The sequence below is a fragment of the Streptomyces sp. BHT-5-2 genome (assembly GCF_019774615.1).
In the GTDB taxonomy this organism is placed as follows: Bacteria; Actinomycetota; Actinomycetes; order Streptomycetales; family Streptomycetaceae; genus Streptomyces.
In genome coordinates this window covers 5,652,257-5,672,027 of record NZ_CP081496.1, presented here as the reverse complement: position 1 = coordinate 5,672,027, position 19,771 = coordinate 5,652,257, and the positions used below count along the sequence as shown (strand labels likewise).

The window sequence follows — 19,771 nt, the reverse complement described above, 5'->3', positions numbered from 1 at the left end:
AAGGTACGGGACATGCGTGGCAAGAACCAAGCGCGCACGACGCGTTGAGCGAGAACCAAGCCGGCGCAACCCGACGCTTTCGGGCAACCGGGCAGGTTCCATCCCGGCTGGTGTTGCGGGAGTAAGCCCTTTCAGGTCGCTGACCTGCGGGGCTTCCCGAGCCAGGAATCCCCCTGCGGTAGCTGGGGGAGGGGTCGAAACATCTCCTCGACGCCCACCCAGGGTTTCGCTGTCGGGGTGGCGGCCAGCGCACAGGTCGCCGCGCCCGGCCGGCCCTTCGGCGCCGACACCCGCTTCCCCACGACCAGTACGGCCCCCGGCCCCGCGGCCAGCAGCGCCGCCGCCTCCGCCACGCTCGGCGTGCCCACCGCGGCCCGGACGGCGGCGGACGGCCCCGGGACCCGCACCGCCGCCAGCTCCGCCGCCGGGAACGACCACAGCGGCACCCCGAACTCCCGCGCCGCGCCCAGCAGACCGGGCTCGGCCGCCTTGGCCGCCACGGTCGCCAGGCCGACCAGCGCACCGGGCTCCCGGCCCGCCGCCGCCAGCGCGGCCCGGACCAGCTCCCGCACCTCCGCAGCCGACACGCCCCGGCGGGCACCGACGCCCGCGACGAGCCGGCCGCCCGCGTCCGTCATGCGGGCCCGGCCCCCGGCACCGGCACCGCGCCCCGCGCCGCCCCGGCCACCAGCCGCCCGGCCAGGGCCGGTTCGGCCGCCCAGTGCAGATGCAGATACGAGGCGTGCACCCCGCCGGAGGCAAAGCCCTCGACACCGCGCCGGGGGTGCGTCACGCCCCACGCCGGGGACGCGCCGGCGCCCGGCTCCAGCACCGTCCGGTGGAACTCGTGGCCCCGCACCCGGGTCCCGGCCGCGGCCAGCGCGTTGTCGCCCAGTGCCACCGCCTCCCGGTAGCCGAGGGTCAGCCGCTGCGTCATCCGGCCGTCCGCGGGCAGTACCCCGCACATCGGCTTCCCGTCGAGCGAACGGGAGAGATAGAGCAGCCCGGCGCACTCGGCGGCGACCGGCGCGCCCGACGCGGCCAGTTCGGCCACCGCGGCCCGCAGCGGCGCGTTCGCCGACAGCTCCGGCGCGTACACCTCGGGGAAGCCGCCGCCGATCACCAACCCCCGCGTACCGGACGGCAGTCGCTCGTCCCGCAGCGGGTCGAACGGCACCACCTCGGCGCCCGCCGCGGCCAGCAGCTCGGTGTGCTCGGCGTAGGAGAAGGTGAACGCGGGCCCGCCGGCCACCGCCACCACGGGCCGATGGGACCCCGTGGCCCCGCCGGCCACCGCCTCCGCCGGGTCCCACGGCCGGTCCGGCAGCTCCGGCACCGTGCGCGCCAGCGCCAGCAGCGCCTCCAGATCGCAGCCCTCGCGCACCCGCGCGGCCAGCGCCCGCACCGACTCCAGGGCCTCCGCGCGCCGCTCGGCCACCGGCACCAGACCCAGGTGCCGGGACGGCGTACGGGCCTGCTCGGTACGGCGCAGCGCCCCGAGCACCGGCACCCCGGAGGAGCCCATGGCGTCGCGCAGCAGCTCCTCGTGCCGGTCCGAACCGACCTTGTTGAGGATCACCCCGGCCAGCCGCACCTCCGGGTCCCACGACGCGAAGCCGTGCACCAGCGCCGCGACCGACCGGGACTGCGAGGAGGCGTCCACCACCAGCACCACCGGCGCCCGCAGCACCTTCGCCACCTGCGCCGTGGACGCCAACTCGCCCTTCCCGGAGGCCCCGTCGAACAGCCCCATCACGCCCTCGACCACCGCGAGGTCCGCCCCGGCCGCCCCGTGCAGGAACAGCGGCGCGACCTGCTGCGGACCGCACAGGAAGGCGTCCAGATTGCGGCCGGGCCGGCCGGTGGCCAGCGCGTGGTACCCCGGGTCGATGTAGTCGGGCCCCACCTTGTGCGGCGACACCGTGAGCCCCGCCTCGGCGAAGGCCGCCATCAGACCGGTGGCCACCGTCGTCTTCCCGGCGCCCGAGGACGGCGCGGCGATCACCAGGCGGGGCACGGCGCCACCGCTCACGACGTGCTCACCATTCGATGCCCCGCTGGCCCTTCTGCCCCGCGTCCATCGGGTGCTTGACCTTCGTCATGTCCGTCACCAGGTCCGCGAAGTCCAGCAGCGCCTCGGGCGCGTCCCGCCCGGTGATGACGACATGCTGGGTGCCGGGCCGGTCCCGCAGCACCGCCACCACCTCGTCGACGTCCACCCAGCCCCACTTCAGCGGGTAGGCGAACTCGTCCAGCACCAGCAGCCGGTAGGTCTCGGCGGCCAGGTCCCGCTTGACCTGCTCCCAGCCCTCGCGGGCCGCCTCCTCGTTGCTGAACTGGGAGTCGCGCTGCACCCAGGACCAGCCCTCGCCCATCTTGTGCCAGTCGACGGTGCCGCCCTCCCCGGTGGCGCCCAGCACCTTCAGCGCCCGCTCCTCGCCGACCTTCCACTTCGCCGACTTCACGAACTGGAACACCCCGACCGGCCAGCCCTGGTTCCAGGCCCGCAGCGCCAGCCCGAAGGCGGCGGTGGACTTGCCCTTGCCCTTGCCCGTGTGGACCAGGACCAGCGGGCGGTTGCGGCGCTGGCGGGTGGTGAGCCCGTCGTCCGGTACGACGGACGGCTGTCCCTGCGGCATTACGCGGCCTTCTCCCTGTTGACGTGATCGTGATCCCGGCCCCGGCCGGCACTGCTGCCGCCGCGGACGGGCCTGCCCTGCACGGTCCTTACGAGCGCGGAGACGCTGTCCGCGCGCAGCTCGTCGAGGGTGACGGCGGTGCCGCCGAGCTCCCGGGCCAGCTCTCCGGCCAGCCCCAGCCGCACCGGTCCCGCCTCGCAGTCCACCACCACCGACGCGACGCTCCCGCCGGCCAGCAGCCCCGCCGCCCGGTGCGCCCGCCCCAGCGGGTCCGGGCCGCCGGTCGCCCGGCCATCGGTGACCACCACCAGCAGCGGCCGGCGCGACGGGTCCCGCATCCGCTCCACCCGCAGCACCTCGTGGGCCCGCAGCAGCCCCTCCGCCAGCGGCGTCCGGCCGCCGGTCGGCAGCTGCTCCAGCCGCGCCGCGCCCGCCTCGACCGACGACGTCGGCGGCAGCGCCAGCTCGGCACCGGAACCCCGGAAGGTGACCATCCCGATCTTGTCCCGCCGCTGGTACGCGTCGAGCAGCAGCGAGAGCACCGCCCCCTTGACGGCGCCCATCCGCCTCCGCGCCGCCATCGACCCGGACGCGTCCACCACGAACAGCACGAGGTTGCCCTCGCGCCCCTCGCGCACCGCCTCCCGCAGATCGTCCCGGCGCAGCACCAGCCCCGGGCCGCGCCGCCCGCGGGCCCCCTGGTGCGGCGCCGCGGCCTGCACGGTCGCAGCCAAGTGCAGCTTGCCCAGGGCCCCGTGGGGCCGCCGCGCCCCGGTCGTCCGGCCGTGCGCGGTCCGGGCCCGGGACCGCCGTCCGTCCGCGCCCTCGCCCAGTCCCGGCACGTCCAGCCGCCGGGTCCGGAACGGCTCGGCGGCGCCCACCGCGGCCTGCTCCGGGCCGGGACCGGATGCGGCCGGCTCGCCCGCCGGCTCCCGCTCGGGCTCCTCGGGCCGCGCCGGGCGCTCCGGCTCCTGCTGCCGCGGCACCTCGGGGCGCGGCGCGTCCCCCGGCTGCTCCAAGGGCCCGCCGTCCTGCGGCGGCAGCCCACCGGGCCCGCCGTCGGGGCCGCCGTCCGGACCGTCGGGACCGCCGTCCGGGCCCTCCGGCTCCGGATCGTCGTCGCCGTCCGGGTCCTGCCCGCCGGACTCCTCCAGCACCTGGTCGAGCTTGTCCTCGTCGAGCCCGGGCGCGTCGAACGGGGCCCGCCGGCGCCGGTGCGGCAGCGCCAGCAGCGCCGCCTGCCGGACGTCCTCCGGGAGCACCTCGGTCCGTCCGGCCCAGGCCGCCAGCGCGGTCGCGGTGCGGGCCATCACGATGTCCGCCCGCATCCCGTCCACCTCGAACGCCGCACAGGTCGCCGCGATCTGCCGCAGTGCCGAGTCGCCGAGCGCCACCGACGGCAGCAACTCCCGGGCCCGCGCGATCCGTTCGCGCAGCTCCTGCTCCTGCGTCGCCCAGCGCGCCGCGAAGCCCGCCGGGTCGTCGTCGTACGCCAGCCGGCGGCGGACCACCTCCACCCGCTGCTCCGGGTCCCGGGACGCCGCGACCTCCACGGTCAGCCCGAAGCGGTCCAGCAACTGCGGCCGCAGCTCGCCCTCTTCGGGGTTCATCGTCCCGACGAGCAGGAAACGGGCCGCGTGCCGCACGGAGACGCCTTCGCGCTCCACGTAGGAGGCACCCATGGCGGCGGCGTCCAGGAGGACGTCGACCAAGTGGTCGTGGAGCAGGTTGACTTCGTCCACGTAGAGGATGCCTCGGTGGGCGGCCGCGAGCAGTCCCGGCTCGAACGCCTTCACCCCCTCGGCGAGTGCTCGCTCGATGTCGAGCGCGCCGACGAGGCGGTCCTCGGACGCGCCCACCGGAAGCTCGACCATGCGGGCCGGCCGGGACTCGGCGGGGCCGGCGTCGTGCCGACCGTCCGGGCACTGCGGATCGGGGGAGAGCGGGTCGCAGCTGAAGCGGCAGCCCGCCACCACCGGCACCTCGGGCACGAGATCCGCCAGGGCGCGCACGGCGGTGCTCTTGGCGGTGCCCTTCTCGCCACGGACCAGGACACCGCCGACCGCCGGGCTGACGGCGTTCAGCAGCAGCGCCAGCCGCAGGTCGTCCATGCCGACGACGGCGGTGAACGGATACCGGGTGCTCATGTGGTGATCACTCCCTCAAGTGGCTTGCGTCCGTTGCCGGTCGAACTGTGTGCGCCGTGCGGCACGTTGGCCCTCACGGCGCCCCCGGAGGAACGAACGGCAGCCCCTCCGGCACCCCCTCCTCGATCAGCCGCAGCAGCGCCTTGGTGTCCGCGTGCTCCTCGATCAGATCGCCCAGCCGGTCCAGTTGCTCCTCGCGCAGCGCGCCGAAGCGGGTGTCCGGCGCCGGCACGAACCGGCGGCCGGCCGCCCGGGCCACCGCCCGCAGGAACGCCCGCCGGAACCCGTCGCTCTCCAGGGAGCCGTGCCAGTGCGTGCCCCACACGGCCCCCACCCGGCACCCGTCCAAGCTGTTTCCTTGGTCATCAGAGATGAACGCCTCGTCGCCCCCGGCCACTTCGGCGACGCCGTGGTGGATCTCGTATCCCTCCACCCGCTCGCCGAGCGCCCGGCCCACCGGCCTCGCGAGGCACTTCTCGCGGGCGAACCGCACCCGGACCGGCAGCAGCCCCAGCCCGTCCACCGTGCCCGCCCGCGACTCGACCTCGTCCTCGATGCGTTCGCCGAGCATCTGGAACCCGCCGCAGATGCCCAGCACCGGACGGCCCTCCGCGGCCCGCCGGACCACCGCGTCCGCCAGCCCGCGCTCGCGCAGCCAGGCCAGCGCGCGGACCGTGCCGCGGGTCCCCGGCAGCACCACCAGGTCCGCGTCGGCCAGCTCCTCCGGCCGGTCCACGAACCGCACCACCACGCCCGGTTCGGCCGCCAGCGCGTCCACGTCGGTGAAGTTGGACATCAGCGGCACCGCGCAGACCGCCACGCGCAGGACGTCCTCGCCGGCCGGCGGCGCCACCACCGACTCGCGGACCGCGCCGCGCAGCGACACCCTCAGTCCGTCCTCCTCGTCGATGCCCAGCCCGTGCGTGTACGGCAGGACGCCGTACGTGGCCCGCCCGGTGAGCCCGCGCAGCATCGCAAGGCCCGGTTCCAGCAGCGTCACATCGCCGCGGAACTTGTTGACGAGGTAGCCGGCGACCAGCTCCTGGTCCTCGGCCGACAGCAGCGCGGTGGTGCCGAAGAACGACGCGAAGACCCCGCCGCGGTCGATGTCGCCGACCACCACGACCGGGATCCGCGCCGCCCGGGCGATGCCCATGTTGACGATGTCGGTGCGCCGCAGGTTGATCTCGGCCGGGCTGCCGGCGCCCTCGCAGATCACCGCGTCGTGGGTACGGCGCAACTCCGCCAGGCAGTCCGTCACGGTGCCCAGCAACTGCTCCTGCCGGCCGGCGTGGTAGCCGCGCGCACTCAGCTCGCCCACCGGCTTCCCCAGCAGCACCACCTGGCTGCTGCGGTCGCTGCCCGGCTTGAGCAGCACCGGGTTCATCAGGGCGGTCGGCTCGATCCGCGCCGCGGCCGCCTGCATCGCCTGCGCCCGGCCGATCTCCGCGCCCTCCCGGGTCACGAACGAGTTCAGCGACATGTTCTGCGCCTTGAAGGGCGCCACCGAGATGCCCTGCCGGACCAGCCAGCGGCAGATGCCGGCGGTCACCACGCTCTTGCCCGCGTCGGATGTCGTCCCGGCCACCAACAGCCCGCCGCCCACGGCCGTCCCGGCCGCCTTCCCCTGCCCGCTCACCGCGTCCCCTTCCCGTTCCCGCGCCGCAGCGCGCCCGCCGCCAGCCGGCCGGCCACCGTGACGCCCAGCGCCAGCAGACCCACCCGCCGGGACAGCCGCACCGCCCGCTCGATGTCGGCCACCGCCGGTGGCCGCGCCCCGCCGTTGAGCACCGGCCGGTGTTCCACCCGCCCGCCGTACGCCAGGGTGCCGCCCAGCCGGACGCCCAGCGCGCCCGCGAACGACGCCTCCACCGGGCCCGCGTTGGGGCTCGGGTGCGCCGCACCGTCCGCCCGCCAGGCCCGCAGCGCACCGCGCCGGTCCGGGCCCACCAGCACCGCCAGCGCCGCGGTCAGCCGCGCGCCCGGCCAGCCGGCCACGTCGTCGAGACGGGCCGCCGCCCAGCCGAACCGCCGGTAGCGCGGCGACCGGTGACCGACCATCGCGTCCAGGGTGTTGACCGCGCGGAACGCCACCAGACCGGGCACCCCGCCCAGCGCGCCCCACACCAGGGCGCCCACCACGGCGTCCGAGGTGTTCTCGGCGACCGACTCCACCACCGCGCGGGCCATCTGCGGCCCGTCCAGCGCCTGCGGATCGCGCCCGCACAGATGCGGCAGCCGCTCCCGCGCCACCTCCAGATCGCCGACGGCCAGCGCCCCGCCCACGGCGCGCGCCTCCCGGCCCAGCGAGGTGCCGCCCAGTACGGCCCACACCGCGGCCGCGGTCAGCGCCGTACGGGCGCCCGGACGGTGTCTCAGGGCGCGCTCCAGCAGTGCGGCGCCGGCGGCCGCGCCGCCCGCGCACAGCACGGTGTGCACCGCCCCGTGGCCCCGGTGGTCGCGCCACAGCCGGCGTTCGACGGCGCTCGCGGCCCGGCCGAACGCGGCCACCGGATGGCCGCGCCGCGGGTCCGCCGCGATCAGGTCACCGAGGAAGCCGAGGGCCGCGCCGCACGCATATCCCGCGTGTTCGCCGCGCATCGGATCAGGCCGCCGGCCGTCCGTGAACGGGTCCTGCGGCAGCGGGAATCGGGGCTCTCGACGGGCAGCCGGGCATGGCGATATGTCCTCACTCAGGGTCCTCGCCCTGGCTCGACGCGACGGCGACCAGAGTCTCCTGGCTCCCGGATCGGCGCCGCCCCCGGCCTTCCCGCCCGTACGGAGTACTACGGACCGTGGCCCTCGCTGGAGGAGCGCTCCCCGGTGACAGTGGCGGGACCGCGCCGGATTCGCACCGGACTTCCTCTGCTGTCGCCGATTGGCCCGGGCAGTCCACCACGGTCCGCGAAGGCCCGTCAACTCGCCCTTGACCTGCTCCGCAGCCCCGCCGCCGGACCTGTGGCCAAGACCACAGGGCGGCCGCCGGCGCACCGGCCCCCGGCCGGACACGCGGACGGGGCGCCCGGCGGCCGCGGCTGCTGCCGCGCCCACCGAACGCCCCGTCCACCGCCGGATCCGCCGGCGCCGGTCTCAGGCGGCGACGATCAGATAGATCCCGTACCCCACCGCCGCCGCGCACAGCGCGAAGGCCGCCAGCGCCCCGGCGCGTGCCCCGGCGGCCGGTGCCGTGGCCGCTCCCTGGCCGTCCGCGGCCGGCTTGCGGGAGGTCCCCACGATCCCGACGGTGAACAGGCCCACGATCCCCACCGTCACCGCGAGGCTGACGCCGAAGACCTGGCCGAGAGCTGCCCAGTCGATGTGCATTCGTAGTCCTTAGGTCCTTTGGAACGGGCGGTCGGCGGTCAGGAGGTGGCCGTCGCGGGCCGGGCGGGGGCCTGGGCGGCAACGGCCGCGCCGTCCGCGTCGGCGGCTGCCGGGGCGGTGGCCACCGCGGCGACCGGGCCCGCAGGGGGAGGGGAGACGGTCTGCAGCGCCGTGGTGACGACCCCGGCCGGCTCCGCCGCCGGACCCTCGTTGACGTTGGTGTGGTCCACCGGCTTGCGCCGGGAGGCCGCCCAGATGCCGCCGCAGATCGCCAGCGCCAGGACGGCGACCGCGGCCACGCCCCAGGTGCCCTGGTCGGCGAGGAACGCGGCCCCCGCGGAGACCAGGCCGGCGGCCGGCAGCGTCAGCCCCCAGGCCACGACCATCCGTCCGGCTGTGGACCAGCGCACCACGCCGCCCTTGCGGCCCAGCCCGGAGCCCATCACGGCGCCCGAGCAGACCTGGGTGGTGGAGAGCGCGAAACCGAGGTGGGAGGAGGCCAGGATGGTGGCCGCCGCGCCCGTCTGGGCGGCGAAGCCCTGCGGCGGCCGGATGTCGGTGATGCCCTTGCCCATCGTGCGGATGATCCGCCAGCCGCCCAGGTAGGTGCCGAGCGCGATGGCCAGGCCGGCGGAGGCGATCACCCACAGCGGCGGGTCGGAGTGCGGGGCGACGACCCCGCCGGTGATCAGCGCGAGGGTGATCACGCCCATCGTCTTCTGCGCGTCGTTGGTGCCGTGGGCCAGCGAGACCAGCGCCGCCGAGGCGATCTGCCCGGCGCGGTAGCCCTTGGCGGTGTCCTCCTCGGCGCGGCCGCGGGTCAGCCGGTAGGTGAGCCGGGTCGCCGCCATCGCGGCGAGCCCCGCGACGAACGGCGCGGCCACCGCCGGGATCAGGACCTTCATCACCACGGCCTGGCCGTGCACCCCGTCGGCGCCCGCGGACACCAGGGTCGCGCCGATCAGACCACCGAAGAGGGCGTGGGACGAGCTGGAGGGGAGACCGGCGAGCCAGGTCAGGAGGTTCCAGATGATCGCGCCGACCAGACCGGCGAAGATCACCTCAGGTCTGACGCCGGCGGTTTCGTCGATGATGCCGCCGGAGATGGTCTTCGCCACCTCCACGGAGAGGAATGCCCCGACGAGATTGAGTCCCGCCGACATCGCCACCGCGACCTTGGGACGCAGAGCCCCGGTGGAGATGGTGGTGGCCATTGCGTTGGCCGTGTCGTGGAAGCCGTTCGTAAAGTCGAACACCAAGGCCGTGACGATCACGATCCCGATGAGAAGCGTGATGTGTTCCATTCACCCAGGCAATCCGTTCGATGGTCAGTGTCGTCGGGAACGTACGGACAGCGGGTGAACGGAAAGTGAACTGGGCCGGGCGTCGCGATGACACCCCCGCAGTGTTCACGCGGAGGTGCCTCAACCGCCACTTCCGCCTCATCCGCCGGCAATTTCCTCGTGCTGGGCCGGGGTACCGTTCCAGCGGTCCTGTCGGCGGGCCGTTGCGCAGATCACCGCGCGCGGCCCGCTCCGCGCCGGACCCCGTCGCCGGACGCCCGTATGCGGCGGGCGGAGCGGTCACAGGTCATGGGTGCCCCCCTGGCGATGCCATGCGAGGAGGTGCGGATCACTCGACGTTAACGGATGATCGGCGCAAGGTGGTCGAACTCCGGCCAATCGCCCGCAGTGGACCGGACATCCCCACGTGGCGGATACCGGGCTTCCGGTGTCGGCGCGTACAGTGCCCCGGCCCGCCCATACGGTGTCGTGCACCGCCCTCGTGCCTTTCCGCACGTCCCGCAGCGTCGCACCGGAGGACACCATGAAGGAGCACCCCGACCACCTCGCCGACGCCTGGCGCGAACTGGTCGCCACCGCCCGCCGGACCGCCGCCGACGGCCTCGTCGTCGGCACCTCGGGCAACGTCTCGGTCCGCGTCAGGGACCTGATCCTCGTCACCCCCAGCGGCATCCCCTACGACCGGCTGGGCCCCGCCGACCTCACCGGGGTGGACATCGAAGGCCGCCCGATCGTCGGCAGACTCCGCCCGACCAGCGAACTCCCGCTCCACCTGGCCGTCTACCGCCACACCCCGGCCACCGCCGTCGTGCACACCCACGCCCCGCACGCCACCGCCGTCTCCACCCTCGTCCCCGAACTCCCGCCCGTCCACTACATGACCGCCGCACTCGGCGGCCCCGTGCGGGTCGCCCCCTACGCCCTCTACGGCAGCGACGAACTCGCCGCCCACATGCTCGAAGCGCTCCGCGACCGCACCGCCGCGCTGCTGCGGAACCACGGCACCGTCGCCTACGGCGACAGCCTCGCCCAGGCCCTGGAACGCACCGCCCAACTGGAGTGGATGTGCCGGGTCTGGCTCCTCGCCGCCGCCGTGCCCGGCCACACCCCCGGCCTGCTCTCGCCCGCCCAGCTCGACGCCGCCGGCGAACGGCTGCGCGGCTACGGCCAGCCCGGCGACGACCCCAGGTAGCGGCCCGCGCGGCACGGCGCCGCCGGTCCGGCCGCCGCTCCCGGCCGTCCGGTGGCCGGGTCCGGCGGCCCTGCGCACACTGGAGGGGTGCGACTGGGTACCGTGGCGGCGGTGACCGCCACCACCGTGGTCGGTGCCGGGGCGGCCGCCGTGGCGGCCGGGCGGTACGCCGGCGACGTTGCCCTGAAACCGTCCCCGGGACACCCCTTCCCGGGCGACTCCCGGCTCACCGTCCACTCCACCGACGGCGACCGCATCGCCCTCACCCGCAGCCTGGTCTCCCTCAGACCCGGCGTCTACGGCCTCTCCGGCGCCGGCTGCCACGCCGTCGTCGGCTCCGTCGTCCACGGCACGCCGCATCCGCCCGACGCCGTCGTCCGCCGCCTGGAGCGGGTCGCCCGCGGCACCCTGCGGCCCGGCGCCCGGATGCGGCTGACCCCGCAGGTGCACATCGGCGACCCCCACGGCGCCCTCGGCCTCGCCTGCGCCGACGTCGACGTCCCCGGTGAACTGGGCGCCCTGCCCGCGTGGTTCGTGCCCGGCGCCCGCGACACCTGGGTCATCACCGTGCACGGCCTCGGCACCACCCGCGAACACCCCATGGTGGTGCTGCCCTTCCTGCACCGGCACCGCTTCCCCGTCCTCGACCTGGCCTACCGCAACGACCCCGGCGCCCCGCGCACCGCCGACGGCCTCCACCACCTCGGCGACACCGAATGGCGCGACCTGGACGCCGCGATCCGCTACGCCGTCCGCCACGGCGCCCGCGCGGTCGTCCTCTACGGCTGGTCCGCCGGCGCCACCATGGCGCTCCGCGCCGCCCTCAACTCCCCGCTGCGCGACCGCGTCTCCGGCCTCGTCCTGGACTCCCCGGTGCTCGACCGGCACGCCACCGTCCGCGCGCTGGCCGCCGCCCGGCACATCCCGCGCGCCCTGCTCCCGCTGGCCGTCCGCGCCGCCGAGGGCCACACCGGACTGCCCGTCGACCGCCCCGCCGACGCCGTCGAGGCCGACGAACTCGACGTGCCCGTCCTCCTCTTCCACGGCCCCGACGACACCCTCGCCCCCTGGGACGCCTCCCGCCGCCTGGCCGCCCGCCGCCCGGAGCTGATCACCCTGCACCCCGTCCCGCACGCCCCGCACGCCGCGATGTGGAACGCCGGCCCGGACCGCTACGAGGAGACCCTGCGCCGCTTCCTCACCCCGCTGATGTGACGCCGCCGGCGGCCGATCCCCGGGCGCCTCCGGATCCGCGGTCGGCGCCGGAGATGGCCGGCCGGACAACTCCCGCCGACCGGAGCGGGACGCCGGGGTGACGCGGGCCCGAAGAGCCGCAAGCAGGGTTCCGATTGGGTTTTCGGGCCGTCAGCGGCAAGACTGCTCCTGTGACGTCCCGTACACCGCGCGACTCCCGGCTCCGACTCGTCCCCCGACAACCGATTGCGGCCGCCCGCCGGGCGGTGAGCACCCGGGCCGCCCGCCCGGCGCCCCGGCCGCCCGAGGGCACTCCGCCGCCCGCGGAACTGGCCCGCCAGGCCCGCGCCGTACTGGCCGGCGCGGCCCGTCTCGCGCGCTGGGCCGACCACGCGGGCAGCCTCCGCGCCGGCCCCGACGGATCGCTCCCGGAGGCCGCCGTCGCCGGTGCCGCCGAGGCCCTGGGCCTGCCCCCCCACCAGGTGCGCGCCGACTGGGACCGGGCCCGGCTCGCCGGGCTCGTCGAACTCCACGACGGCCTGGCCCGCCCCGGCTGGCGGCTGCGTGCCTGGGACCGCGACGACACCGCCGCCCTGCGCGGCTGGGTCGCGCTCTTCGACGCCTGGTCGCTGGCCCTGGCCGCACCGGCCGCGGCCGGTGCCTCCGCCGTCGCCGAGGTCGTCGAGGCCGTACCGCAGCTGCTGTCCCTGCTGCACCTGTCCGCCGGCCCGGTCCGGCTGCCGGTCCTGCTGGACATGCTCGGCCAGCGCGTCGCCGAACTGCGCACCGAGCGCTGCGAGGTCCCCTACGGCACGGACCCGGCGGACGCCACCGACGCCGCGGGCCCGGCGAGCGACGCCGCGGGGGCGCCGCTCGCCGATCTCCTGCGCTGGGCGCTGGACGCCCTGCTCGCCGTCGGCGCGCTGATGCCGCCGCGCGGTGCCCACGAGGCCGGCGAAGCCGCCGACGGGCGCCACCACGGCCAGGAGGCGCAGTTGACGCCGCTGGGCAACTGGTCGGTGTGGGTCAAGCTGGAGCAGATCTGCGTCGCCGCGCAGAGCCCGGCCGGCAACATCGAGCAGTCCGCGGAGGCGATGCTGCGCGGCTGTGCCCGGCTGACCCCGGGCCCGGCCCGCGCCGAGTACCGCGCCTGGCTCGCCGCCCGCTCCGTCGGTGCCGCCGTCGAGGAACTCCTCGCCGTCGCCCGCGGCGAGGACGCGCTGCTGCGCGGGCTGGCCTTCGAGGCGCTGCGCGCCGTCGGCGGCCCGGCCGAACCGGTCGTGCGCGCCGCCGCCGACGAGCCCGTGCTGCGCCCCTACGCCCTGCTGTGGCTCTTCGAGCACGACGGCGGCGACCCCGAGACCGCCTCCGACGTCCTCACCCGCGAGGAGTCGACCTGGCTGTGGGTGGACACCGCGGCGGCCGTCGCCGACCACGGGGAGACCCAACTCCTCGTCCGGCACCTGGACTCGGCCGTCCAGGGCTCGGTGCCGCGGCTGCTGGCGGAGGTCCGCGCCGTCGGCCACCCCCGCACCGTGCAGGTGCTGGTCGCGCTGGCCGCCGCGCACCCCGACCCGGCCCTCGCCAAGGCCGTCCGGCGGGCCGCCTTCCAGGTCCACACCGGCGGCGCGTGACGCCCCGGGCACCCCGGCCGGGCGCCGGCGGGTCATGACCCCGCCCCGCCCGGCCGCTCGCGGTGCGCGCCGGGATCGTCGTCGACGACGACGTCGACGACGGCCTGGACCCCGCTCGGCCCGGCGTCCCCCACCGCCTCGTCGAACGGGCCGCCGCGGTCCTTCGAACCGACCCTCACCACCCCGTCCCCATGGGCGAGTTCGGCGTGCAGCACCGTGCCGTCCTCCGCGGCGTACCGCGCGGCGACGGTGGATCCGAACGCCTCCGTCAGCTGCCCCGGAGCGGCCGGGGCGTCCCGGTGGAGCAGCGTCGGGAGCAGCGTCGGCGTGCCTGCCATGCTGATCACCGTGCCTCTCGCGCACCGGACGGCACCCCCGCCGCCCGGACCGCTGTGTCATGGCTCACAGTCTCGCAGGAGGGTCCGACAACGCCGGATATCCATTTGCACCGGCCCGTTAGACTGCCTGCATGGCAGTTCTCCTCTGGGTTCATTAGACGGCGCAGACCGCTCTCGGACCGTCCGTCCAACCCGCCGTCTTCCTGCCCTGGAGTTTTCCCCGTGATCACCGCTTCCGGCCTTGAGTTGCGCGCCGGCGCCCGCGTCCTCATCGAGTCCGCCTCGTTCCGCATCGCCAGGGGCGACCGCATCGGCCTGGTGGGCCGCAACGGCGCCGGCAAGACCACCCTCACCAAGGTCCTGGCCGGCGAGGGCGTCCCGGCCGGCGGCTCGGTCGCCCGCTCCGGCGAGGTCGGTTACCTCCCGCAGGACCCGCGCACCGGCGACCTCGACGTGCTGGCCCGCGACCGCATCCTCTCCGCCCGCGGCCTGGACACCGTGCTGCGCAAGATGCGCGAGAACGAGGACCGGATGGCGAACGGCAAGGGCGCCACCCGCGAGAAGGCCATGAAGAAGTACGAGCGGCTGGAGACCGAGTTCCTCACCAAGGGCGGGTACGCCGCCGAGGCCGAGGCCGCGACCATCGCCGCCAGCCTGGGCCTGCCCGACCGCATCCTCGGCCAGCCCCTGCACACCCTCTCCGGCGGCCAGCGGCGCCGCGTCGAGCTGGCCCGGATCCTCTTCTCCGACTCCGACATCCTGCTGCTCGACGAGCCCACCAACCACCTCGACGCCGACTCCATCGCCTGGCTGCGGGACTACCTCAAGACCTACCGCGGCGGCTTCATCGTCATCTCCCACGACGTCGACCTCGTCGAGACGGTCGTGAACAAGGTCTTCTACCTGGACGCCAACCGCGCCCAGATCGACGTCTACAACATGGGCTGGAAGCTCTACCAGCAGCAGCGCGAGGCCGACGAGAAGCGCCGCAAGCGCGAGCGCGCCAACGCCGAGAAGAAGGCCGCGGCCCTCAACTCCCAGGCCGACAAGATGCGGGCCAAGGCCACCAAGACCGTCGCCGCCCAGAACATGGCCAAGCGCGCGGACAAGCTGCTCGCCGGCCTGGAGGCGGTGCGCGTCTCCGACAAGGTCGCCAAGCTGCGCTTCCCGGACCCGGCACCGTGCGGCAAGACCCCGCTCACCGCCGAGGGCCTGTCCAAGTCCTACGGCTCCCTGGAGATCTTCACCGACGTCGACCTCGCCATCGACAAGGGCTCCCGGGTCGTCATCCTGGGCCTCAACGGCGCCGGCAAGACCACCCTGCTGCGGATGCTGGCGGGCGTCGAGACGCCCGACACCGGCGAGGTCCGCCCCGGCCACGGCCTGAAGCTCGGCTACTACGCCCAGGAGCACGAGACCCTGGACCCGGACCGCACGGTCCTGGAGAACATGCGCTCCGCCGCCCCCGACATGGACCTCGTCGAGGTCCGCAAGGTGCTCGGCTCCTTCCTGTTCTCCGGCGACGACGTCGACAAGCCCGCCGGTGTGCTCTCCGGCGGCGAGAAGACCCGCCTCGCGCTGGCGACGCTGGTCGTCTCCTCCGCCAACGTCCTGCTGCTCGACGAGCCCACCAACAACCTCGACCCGGCCAGCCGCGAGGAGATCCTCGGCGCGCTGCGCACCTTCACCGGCGCGGTGGTCCTCGTGACGCACGACGAGGGCGCGGTGGACGCGCTGTCGCCGGAGCGGATCATCCTCCTCCCCGACGGCGTCGAGGACCTGTGGGGCCAGGACTACGCGGACCTGGTCGCGCTGGCCTGATCACCGCCGTACCGCCGCCACCGGTTGGATCACGGCCGCTGGATCATTCGGCCCATGGGTGATCCATCATCTGAGTGAGAACGGCTCGTACACCGGCGAGCCTGCGGCAACGGGCCGGGCCCTCGCGGCCCGGCCTTCGTCGTTTCCGCGACAGGCCACCTGACCTGGCACTTCTCGCCCGCCGGGGCGCGCGTCGGCGTCGCGGGGCGCGCGGAAGAGAGAATTCCGACCGCTCCGGGCGGCCGCGGGACGCCGAAGGATGTCGCACAGACCTTGCGGAATGGGTGGCCAGGAAGCCGGGGAGGGGTGATCATGAGAGTCCAGAGCGCACTTCCCACGAGGAGGCACGGGTGGCCGAGACTCTGAAGAAGGGCAGCCGGGTGACCGGCGCCGCGCGCGAGAAGCTCGCGGCAGACCTGAAGAAGAAGTACGACGCCGGAGCGAGCATCCGGGCGCTGGCCGAGGAAACCGGCCGCTCCTACGGATTCGTGCACCGGATGCTCAGCGAATCCGGTGTGGTCCTGCGCGGCCGCGGCGGAGCCACGAGGGGCAAGAAGGCCGCCTCGGTCTGACGGCCGCGGCTCCGGGTGAAGGCGGTGCCCCCCGGCCGGTCGAGTGGTCGGCCGGGAGGTTACCGTTCAGTCACTTACGCACGCAGGTGCGGTGGCTGACTCGGAGGCGCCCTCATGACTCTGCTCGACAAGCACGGTGTGCGGCTCACCGTGGACGACGCGATCGCCACGGTGACCCTCGCCAACGCGGCCAAGCGCAACGCACAGAGTCCCGCCATGTGGCGGGCACTGGCCGAGGCGGGATCGCTGCTGCCGGGAAACGTTCGGATCGTGGTGCTCCGCGGCGAGGGCAGGTCCTTCTCCGCGGGGCTCGACCGGCAGGCGTTCACGCCCGAAGGGTTCGACGGCGAGCCGTCGTTCCTCGACATGGCGCGCGGTACGGACGAAGCGCTGGACGCCACGATCGCCGAGTACCAGGAGGCGTTCACCTGGTGGCGGCGGCACGATCTGGTGTCCATCGCCGCCGTCCAGGGGCACGCCATCGGCGCCGGCTTCCAGCTCGCGCTCGCCTGTGACCTGCGGGTCGCCGCTGAGGACGCGCAGTTCGCCATGCGCGAGACCAGTCTGGGCCTCGTCCCTGACCTGACCGGCACGCACCCCCTGATCGGACTGGTCGGCTACGCCCGGGCGCTGGAGATCTGCGCCACCGGGCGCTTCGTGCACGCCGCGGAGGCCGAGCGGATCGGCCTGGTCAACCTCGTCGTGCCCGGCGGTGAACTGGACGCCGCGGCGGCCGACCTGGCCGCCGCGCTCACCGCCGCGCCCCGGGACGCCGTCATCGAGACCAAGGCCCTGCTGGCCGGCGCCGCGGACCGGACGTACGAGGAGCAGCGCCGCGCCGAGCGCGCCGCTCAGGCGCGGCGGCTGCGGGACCTGGCCGGCGTCGGGGACTGACCGCCCGCCCGCGGCACCGGCCGTCAGCCGTCCGCCACCGCCGTGACCAGCACCGCGGCCGACCGCGGTGCCGGCGGCGGGCCGGTGACCGCCCGGCGGACGGCGCGGGCCACGTCCAGGGGGCGGTGGCCCGCGGTGGTCGCCAGCTGGACCAGGACATGGTCGCCGGTGCGGGCGACCGGGCGGGAGTGGCTGGCCAGGGCCGGGGCGAGCCGGGCCACCCCGGGGACGGCGAGGACCCGGGCGACGAGGTCCGAGGGGTCCGCCGCGGCACCGGCCGGGCCCGCGGCGGCCGGTGCCGGGGGCCGGTCGGCGGCCCGGTCCTTCTCCCCGGGGCCGTCCTCGGCGGGGGTGTCCAGCAGTTCGCCGATCCGGAGGTCCACCGCGCCCACCCGCAGCCCCAGGCCGTCCTCCGCCGCGGCCAGCAGTGCCGTCCGCAGCTGCGCGGCGAGCGCCGGCAGCGGGCGGCCGGACGGTGCGGCCAGGTCCGCGGCGATGCGCAGCGGGCCCGGCGGCAGGGCACTGGGCGGCGCCGGCACGGTCGCTGCCGGGGCGTCGCCGGGGGTGGCGAGGGAGAGCCGCAGGGCGTCCAGGCGTACGCCGGGCGGGGTGCCGGGGGCCCGCAACAGGGCCGCGCGGGCCGCGCGTTCGGTGATCCAGGCCCCGTCCGCCGGGCCGCCGAGCGGCAGGATCCGGCCGATGCCGAGCTGTTGCCGCACGGTGTGTGCCAAGCCGTTCGCGGCCACCGCGTCACCCCTTTCCCGGACCACCTCCCCAGCCTGCCCCAGCCCGCCCGCCGCGGCAGTCCGGACGGCGCGGCACTCCGCTGCCGCACCCCCGGAGCGCGCCCCGTCGTCCGCCCCTAATGTGGAGAACGGAACGAATGGCATGAAAGGTGCATATCCCAGAAGGGACGCACGGCGATGACGGAGAGCCAGCTGGGCGCGGACACCGCGAGGCCGGTGAAACGGGGCGGCGGCGACCCCGCCACGCGCGGCCGGACCACCATCGCCGACGGCGTCGTGGAGAAGATCGCCGGGCTCGCCGCCCGCGATGTGGTGGGCGTCCACGCGATGGGCAGCGGGTTCGCCCGCACGCTGGGCGCGGTGCGCGACCGGGTGCCCGGCGGCGGGCGGTCGGCCGCCCCCGCGCGCGGGGTGAAGGCCGAGGTCGGCGAGGTGCAGACCGCGCTGGACCTGGAGATCGTGGTCGACTACGGGGTCGCGATCGCGGACGTGGCCCGGGCCGTCCGGGAGAACGTGATCGCCGCCGTGGAGCGGATGACCGGGCTGGAGGTCGTCGAGGTCAACATCGCGGTGAGCGATGTGAAGCTGCCCGACGAGGCCGACGGCGACTACGGGCCGGACTCGGCCGAGGCGGCGGAACCGCGGCTCCAGTGACCGGGCCCGGCCGGAGCCGTAGCGAAGGAGCGCACGATGAGCATGACCGTGATCGGTCTCGTGGCCGGGATGGCGCTGGGCTTCGCCGGGTACTTCGGCGGGTTCGGGGCCTTCGTCCTGGTGGCGGCGCTGGGCGCCGTCGGGTTCATGGCCGGCAGGTTCCTCGACGGGGACCTGGCGGCCGGGGAGTTCTTCCGCGTCCGGACCGGCGACCGCGACGACCGGCGGCGGTGACCCCGGATGGCGACGGTGTCCCCGCCCGCCGCTGCCGGCGACGTACCGGCCGGTGAGCGCGGCGCCACCAGGATCGCCGACCGGGTGGTCGCCGGGATCGCCGCGCGGGCGGCCCGCGAGGCGCTGCGCGAGGCGGCCCCCGGCGCCCCCACCGACGCCCACGCCACGGTGACGGTGGCCCACCGCGACGTCCACCCGCCGTTCGGCGAGGCCCGGCTGCGGATCGCCGTGGAACTCGCCTACCCCGCCCCCATCGGCGCCCACTGCCGCCTGGTGCGCCGTCAAGTCACCGAGCGGGTGAGGGCGTTGGCGGGGATGACGGTCGCCGAGGTGGCCGTGCAGGTGGAGCGGCTGAACTCGCCGCTGCTGACGGACCGGGCCCGGGGGCGGGTGCGGTGAACGGGCCGGGGCCGGGAAGCGCCGGGGCGGCCGGGACCGGCCCGGCGGTCGGCGGGCGCCGTGGTGAACCGCCCGGCACCACGGGCGAGTTGCCGGCACCGGAGACGGCCGAGCCCGGCCCGCCCGCCGGTGAGCCCGCGCGGCGCTTCTGGTCGGCCCGCCGGGTGCCCGCGGCGCTGGTCGCCCTGGTACTGCTGGGCGCCACCGGGCTGCTGCTCTACGACGTGGCCGCGGTACGGGCCGGCCGCCCCGCGATGGCCTGGCGCCGGCGACTGGCGCACGAACTTGCCGTCCGGCACCTCGACGACCCCTGGGTGCTGGGCGCCGCGGCCGCCGCACTGGCCCTCGGGATCTGGCTGCTCGCACTGGCCGCCACCCCGGGGCTGCGGGCCGTGCTGCCGATGCGGCGCACCGCCCCCGGCGTCCGCGCCGGCCTCGACCGGTCGGCAGCCGCACTGGTGCTGCGCGACCGGGCCATGGAGGTCGCCGGGGTGCAGACGGTACGGATGACCGTGGGCCGGCGCCGGGCGCGGGCGCGGGCCGTGGCGCACTTCCGGGAGCTGGCGGCGGTCCGCGGCGACCTCACCACGGTGCTCGGCGCGGGGCTGCACGGACTCGGCCTGACCCGCGGGCTGCGGCTGACCGTCGACGTCCGGCGTCCGAAAGGGAGGTGAGCCCG

20 protein-coding genes and 1 riboswitch are annotated in these 19,771 nt (G+C 75.8%); of the genes, 10 read left to right on the top strand and 10 right to left on the bottom strand.

Annotated elements, in window-relative coordinates:
* Nucleotides 1-131: 131 nt before the first annotated feature.
* The 8 genes from K2224_RS25140 to K2224_RS25105 all read right to left on the bottom strand — a co-directional run bounded on the left by K2224_RS25140 (nt 132) and on the right by K2224_RS25105 (nt 9,414).
* Nucleotides 132-638 carry a cobalamin biosynthesis protein gene (locus tag K2224_RS25140; RefSeq protein ID WP_221908771.1) on the bottom strand — a complete coding sequence of 169 codons (507 nt, stop codon included), beginning with the start codon at nt 636-638 and terminating at the stop codon, nt 132-134.
* Nucleotides 635-2,032: a cobyrinate a,c-diamide synthase gene (locus K2224_RS25135; RefSeq protein WP_221908770.1), complete on the bottom strand. Its 1,398-nt coding sequence runs from the start codon at nt 2,030-2,032 to the stop codon at nt 635-637. Before K2224_RS25135 ends, K2224_RS25140 begins: the two co-directional genes overlap by 4 nt.
* 7 nt (nt 2,033-2,039) lie before the next feature.
* Nucleotides 2,040-2,639, bottom strand: coding sequence for a cob(I)yrinic acid a,c-diamide adenosyltransferase (gene cobO / locus K2224_RS25130; RefSeq protein ID WP_221908769.1), 600 nt, complete (start codon nt 2,637-2,639; stop codon nt 2,040-2,042).
* Nucleotides 2,639-4,786: a putative cobaltochelatase gene (locus K2224_RS25125; protein ID WP_221908768.1), complete on the bottom strand. Its 2,148-nt coding sequence runs from the start codon at nt 4,784-4,786 to the stop codon at nt 2,639-2,641. The genes cobO and K2224_RS25125 overlap by 1 nt, the downstream gene beginning before the upstream one ends.
* Before the next feature lie 73 nt (nt 4,787-4,859).
* Nucleotides 4,860-6,425, bottom strand: coding sequence for a cobyric acid synthase (locus tag K2224_RS25120; protein ID WP_221908767.1), 1,566 nt, complete (start codon nt 6,423-6,425; stop codon nt 4,860-4,862).
* Nucleotides 6,422-7,387 carry a cobalamin biosynthesis protein gene (locus K2224_RS25115; RefSeq protein WP_221908766.1) on the bottom strand — a complete coding sequence of 322 codons (966 nt, stop codon included), beginning with the start codon at nt 7,385-7,387 and terminating at the stop codon, nt 6,422-6,424. Before K2224_RS25115 ends, K2224_RS25120 begins: the two co-directional genes overlap by 4 nt.
* A gap of 129 nt (nt 7,388-7,516) precedes the next feature.
* Nucleotides 7,517-7,653: riboswitch (cobalamin riboswitch) on the bottom strand.
* Between the two features lie 223 nt (nt 7,654-7,876).
* The gene (locus K2224_RS25110; protein WP_221908765.1) at nt 7,877-8,110 is read right to left on the bottom strand and encodes a hypothetical protein; all 234 of its coding nucleotides are present in this window, start codon (nt 8,108-8,110) and stop codon (nt 7,877-7,879) included.
* 38 nt (nt 8,111-8,148) lie between these two features.
* Nucleotides 8,149-9,414, bottom strand: coding sequence for an inorganic phosphate transporter (locus K2224_RS25105; RefSeq protein ID WP_221908764.1), 1,266 nt, complete (start codon nt 9,412-9,414; stop codon nt 8,149-8,151).
* Nucleotides 9,415-9,937: 523 nt separating this feature from the next.
* On the opposite strand from K2224_RS25105, the gene K2224_RS25100 reads away from it, so the two are divergent.
* The 3 genes from K2224_RS25100 (at nt 9,938) to K2224_RS25090 (ending at nt 13,434) form a co-directional block, all read left to right on the top strand.
* Nucleotides 9,938-10,606 (top strand): class II aldolase/adducin family protein, encoded by a 669-nt coding sequence (locus K2224_RS25100; RefSeq protein WP_221908763.1) that lies wholly within the window; start codon nt 9,938-9,940, stop codon nt 10,604-10,606.
* Between the two features lie 87 nt (nt 10,607-10,693).
* A complete protein-coding gene (locus K2224_RS25095; RefSeq protein WP_221908762.1) occupies nt 10,694-11,821 on the top strand; it encodes an alpha/beta hydrolase in 1,128 nt (375 codons plus the stop codon).
* A 170-nt stretch (nt 11,822-11,991) separates the two neighbouring features.
* Entirely contained in the window at nt 11,992-13,434 is a 1,443-nt protein-coding gene (locus tag K2224_RS25090) for a hypothetical protein (protein WP_221908761.1), read from the top strand.
* A 32-nt stretch (nt 13,435-13,466) separates the two neighbouring features.
* Here K2224_RS25090 and K2224_RS25085 read toward each other — a convergent pair whose 3' ends face one another.
* Entirely contained in the window at nt 13,467-13,772 is a 306-nt protein-coding gene (locus K2224_RS25085; protein ID WP_221908760.1) for a glyoxalase, read from the bottom strand.
* A 222-nt stretch (nt 13,773-13,994) separates the two neighbouring features.
* Between K2224_RS25085 and K2224_RS25080 the strand changes: the two genes are divergently transcribed.
* The 3 genes from K2224_RS25080 (at nt 13,995) to K2224_RS25070 (ending at nt 17,059) form a co-directional block, all read left to right on the top strand.
* A complete protein-coding gene (locus K2224_RS25080; protein ID WP_221908759.1) occupies nt 13,995-15,593 on the top strand; it encodes an ABC-F family ATP-binding cassette domain-containing protein in 1,599 nt (532 codons plus the stop codon).
* A gap of 350 nt (nt 15,594-15,943) precedes the next feature.
* On the top strand, nt 15,944-16,165 hold the full coding sequence (locus K2224_RS25075; protein ID WP_043263790.1) for a helix-turn-helix domain-containing protein: 222 nt from the start codon (nt 15,944-15,946) through the stop codon (nt 16,163-16,165).
* Between the two features lie 114 nt (nt 16,166-16,279).
* Nucleotides 16,280-17,059, top strand: coding sequence for an enoyl-CoA hydratase/isomerase family protein (locus K2224_RS25070; protein WP_221908758.1), 780 nt, complete (start codon nt 16,280-16,282; stop codon nt 17,057-17,059).
* 23 nt (nt 17,060-17,082) lie between these two features.
* Here the strand turns inward: K2224_RS25070 and K2224_RS25065 are convergent, their stop codons facing one another.
* Nucleotides 17,083-17,805, bottom strand: a complete 723-nt coding sequence (locus K2224_RS25065; RefSeq protein WP_221908757.1) for a hypothetical protein — start codon at nt 17,803-17,805, stop codon at nt 17,083-17,085.
* A gap of 177 nt (nt 17,806-17,982) precedes the next feature.
* Here K2224_RS25065 and K2224_RS25060 point away from each other — a divergent pair, with 177 nt between their 5' ends.
* Genes K2224_RS25060 through K2224_RS25045 form a run of 4 tightly spaced genes read left to right on the top strand, consistent with a single transcriptional unit; the run spans nt 17,983 to nt 19,766 of the window.
* Nucleotides 17,983-18,459 (top strand): Asp23/Gls24 family envelope stress response protein, encoded by a 477-nt coding sequence (locus K2224_RS25060; RefSeq protein WP_221908756.1) that lies wholly within the window; start codon nt 17,983-17,985, stop codon nt 18,457-18,459.
* A 36-nt stretch (nt 18,460-18,495) separates the two neighbouring features.
* Nucleotides 18,496-18,693, top strand: a complete 198-nt coding sequence (locus K2224_RS25055) for a hypothetical protein (protein ID WP_221908755.1) — start codon at nt 18,496-18,498, stop codon at nt 18,691-18,693.
* A 6-nt stretch (nt 18,694-18,699) separates the two neighbouring features.
* A complete protein-coding gene (locus K2224_RS25050) occupies nt 18,700-19,092 on the top strand; it encodes a hypothetical protein (RefSeq protein WP_221908754.1) in 393 nt (130 codons plus the stop codon).
* Nucleotides 19,089-19,766 (top strand): DUF6286 domain-containing protein, encoded by a 678-nt coding sequence (locus K2224_RS25045; protein WP_221908753.1) that lies wholly within the window; start codon nt 19,089-19,091, stop codon nt 19,764-19,766. Before K2224_RS25050 ends, K2224_RS25045 begins: the two co-directional genes overlap by 4 nt.
* Nucleotides 19,767-19,771: the final 5 nt, after the last annotated feature.

Bases quoted from the DNA above. Each gene is read 5' to 3' on its own strand.
- K2224_RS25140 (WP_221908771.1), bottom strand. From the start codon at position 638: ATGACGGACGCGGGCGGCCGGCTCGTCGCGGGCGTCGGTGCCCGCCGG.
- cobO (WP_221908769.1), bottom strand. From the start codon at position 2,639: ATGCCGCAGGGACAGCCGTCCGTCGTACCGGACGACGGGCTCACCACC.
- K2224_RS25125 (WP_221908768.1), bottom strand. From the start codon at position 4,786: ATGAGCACCCGGTATCCGTTCACCGCCGTCGTCGGCATGGACGACCTG.
- K2224_RS25115 (WP_221908766.1), bottom strand. From the start codon at position 7,387: ATGCGCGGCGAACACGCGGGATATGCGTGCGGCGCGGCCCTCGGCTTC.
- K2224_RS25110 (WP_221908765.1), bottom strand. From the start codon at position 8,110: ATGCACATCGACTGGGCAGCTCTCGGCCAGGTCTTCGGCGTCAGCCTC.
- K2224_RS25105 (WP_221908764.1), bottom strand. From the start codon at position 9,414: ATGGAACACATCACGCTTCTCATCGGGATCGTGATCGTCACGGCCTTG.
- K2224_RS25100 (WP_221908763.1), top strand. From the start codon at position 9,938: ATGAAGGAGCACCCCGACCACCTCGCCGACGCCTGGCGCGAACTGGTC.
- K2224_RS25085 (WP_221908760.1), bottom strand. From the start codon at position 13,772: ATGGCAGGCACGCCGACGCTGCTCCCGACGCTGCTCCACCGGGACGCC.
- K2224_RS25070 (WP_221908758.1), top strand. From the start codon at position 16,280: ATGACTCTGCTCGACAAGCACGGTGTGCGGCTCACCGTGGACGACGCG.
- K2224_RS25060 (WP_221908756.1), top strand. From the start codon at position 17,983: ATGACGGAGAGCCAGCTGGGCGCGGACACCGCGAGGCCGGTGAAACGG.
- K2224_RS25055 (WP_221908755.1), top strand. From the start codon at position 18,496: ATGAGCATGACCGTGATCGGTCTCGTGGCCGGGATGGCGCTGGGCTTC.
- K2224_RS25050 (WP_221908754.1), top strand. From the start codon at position 18,700: ATGGCGACGGTGTCCCCGCCCGCCGCTGCCGGCGACGTACCGGCCGGT.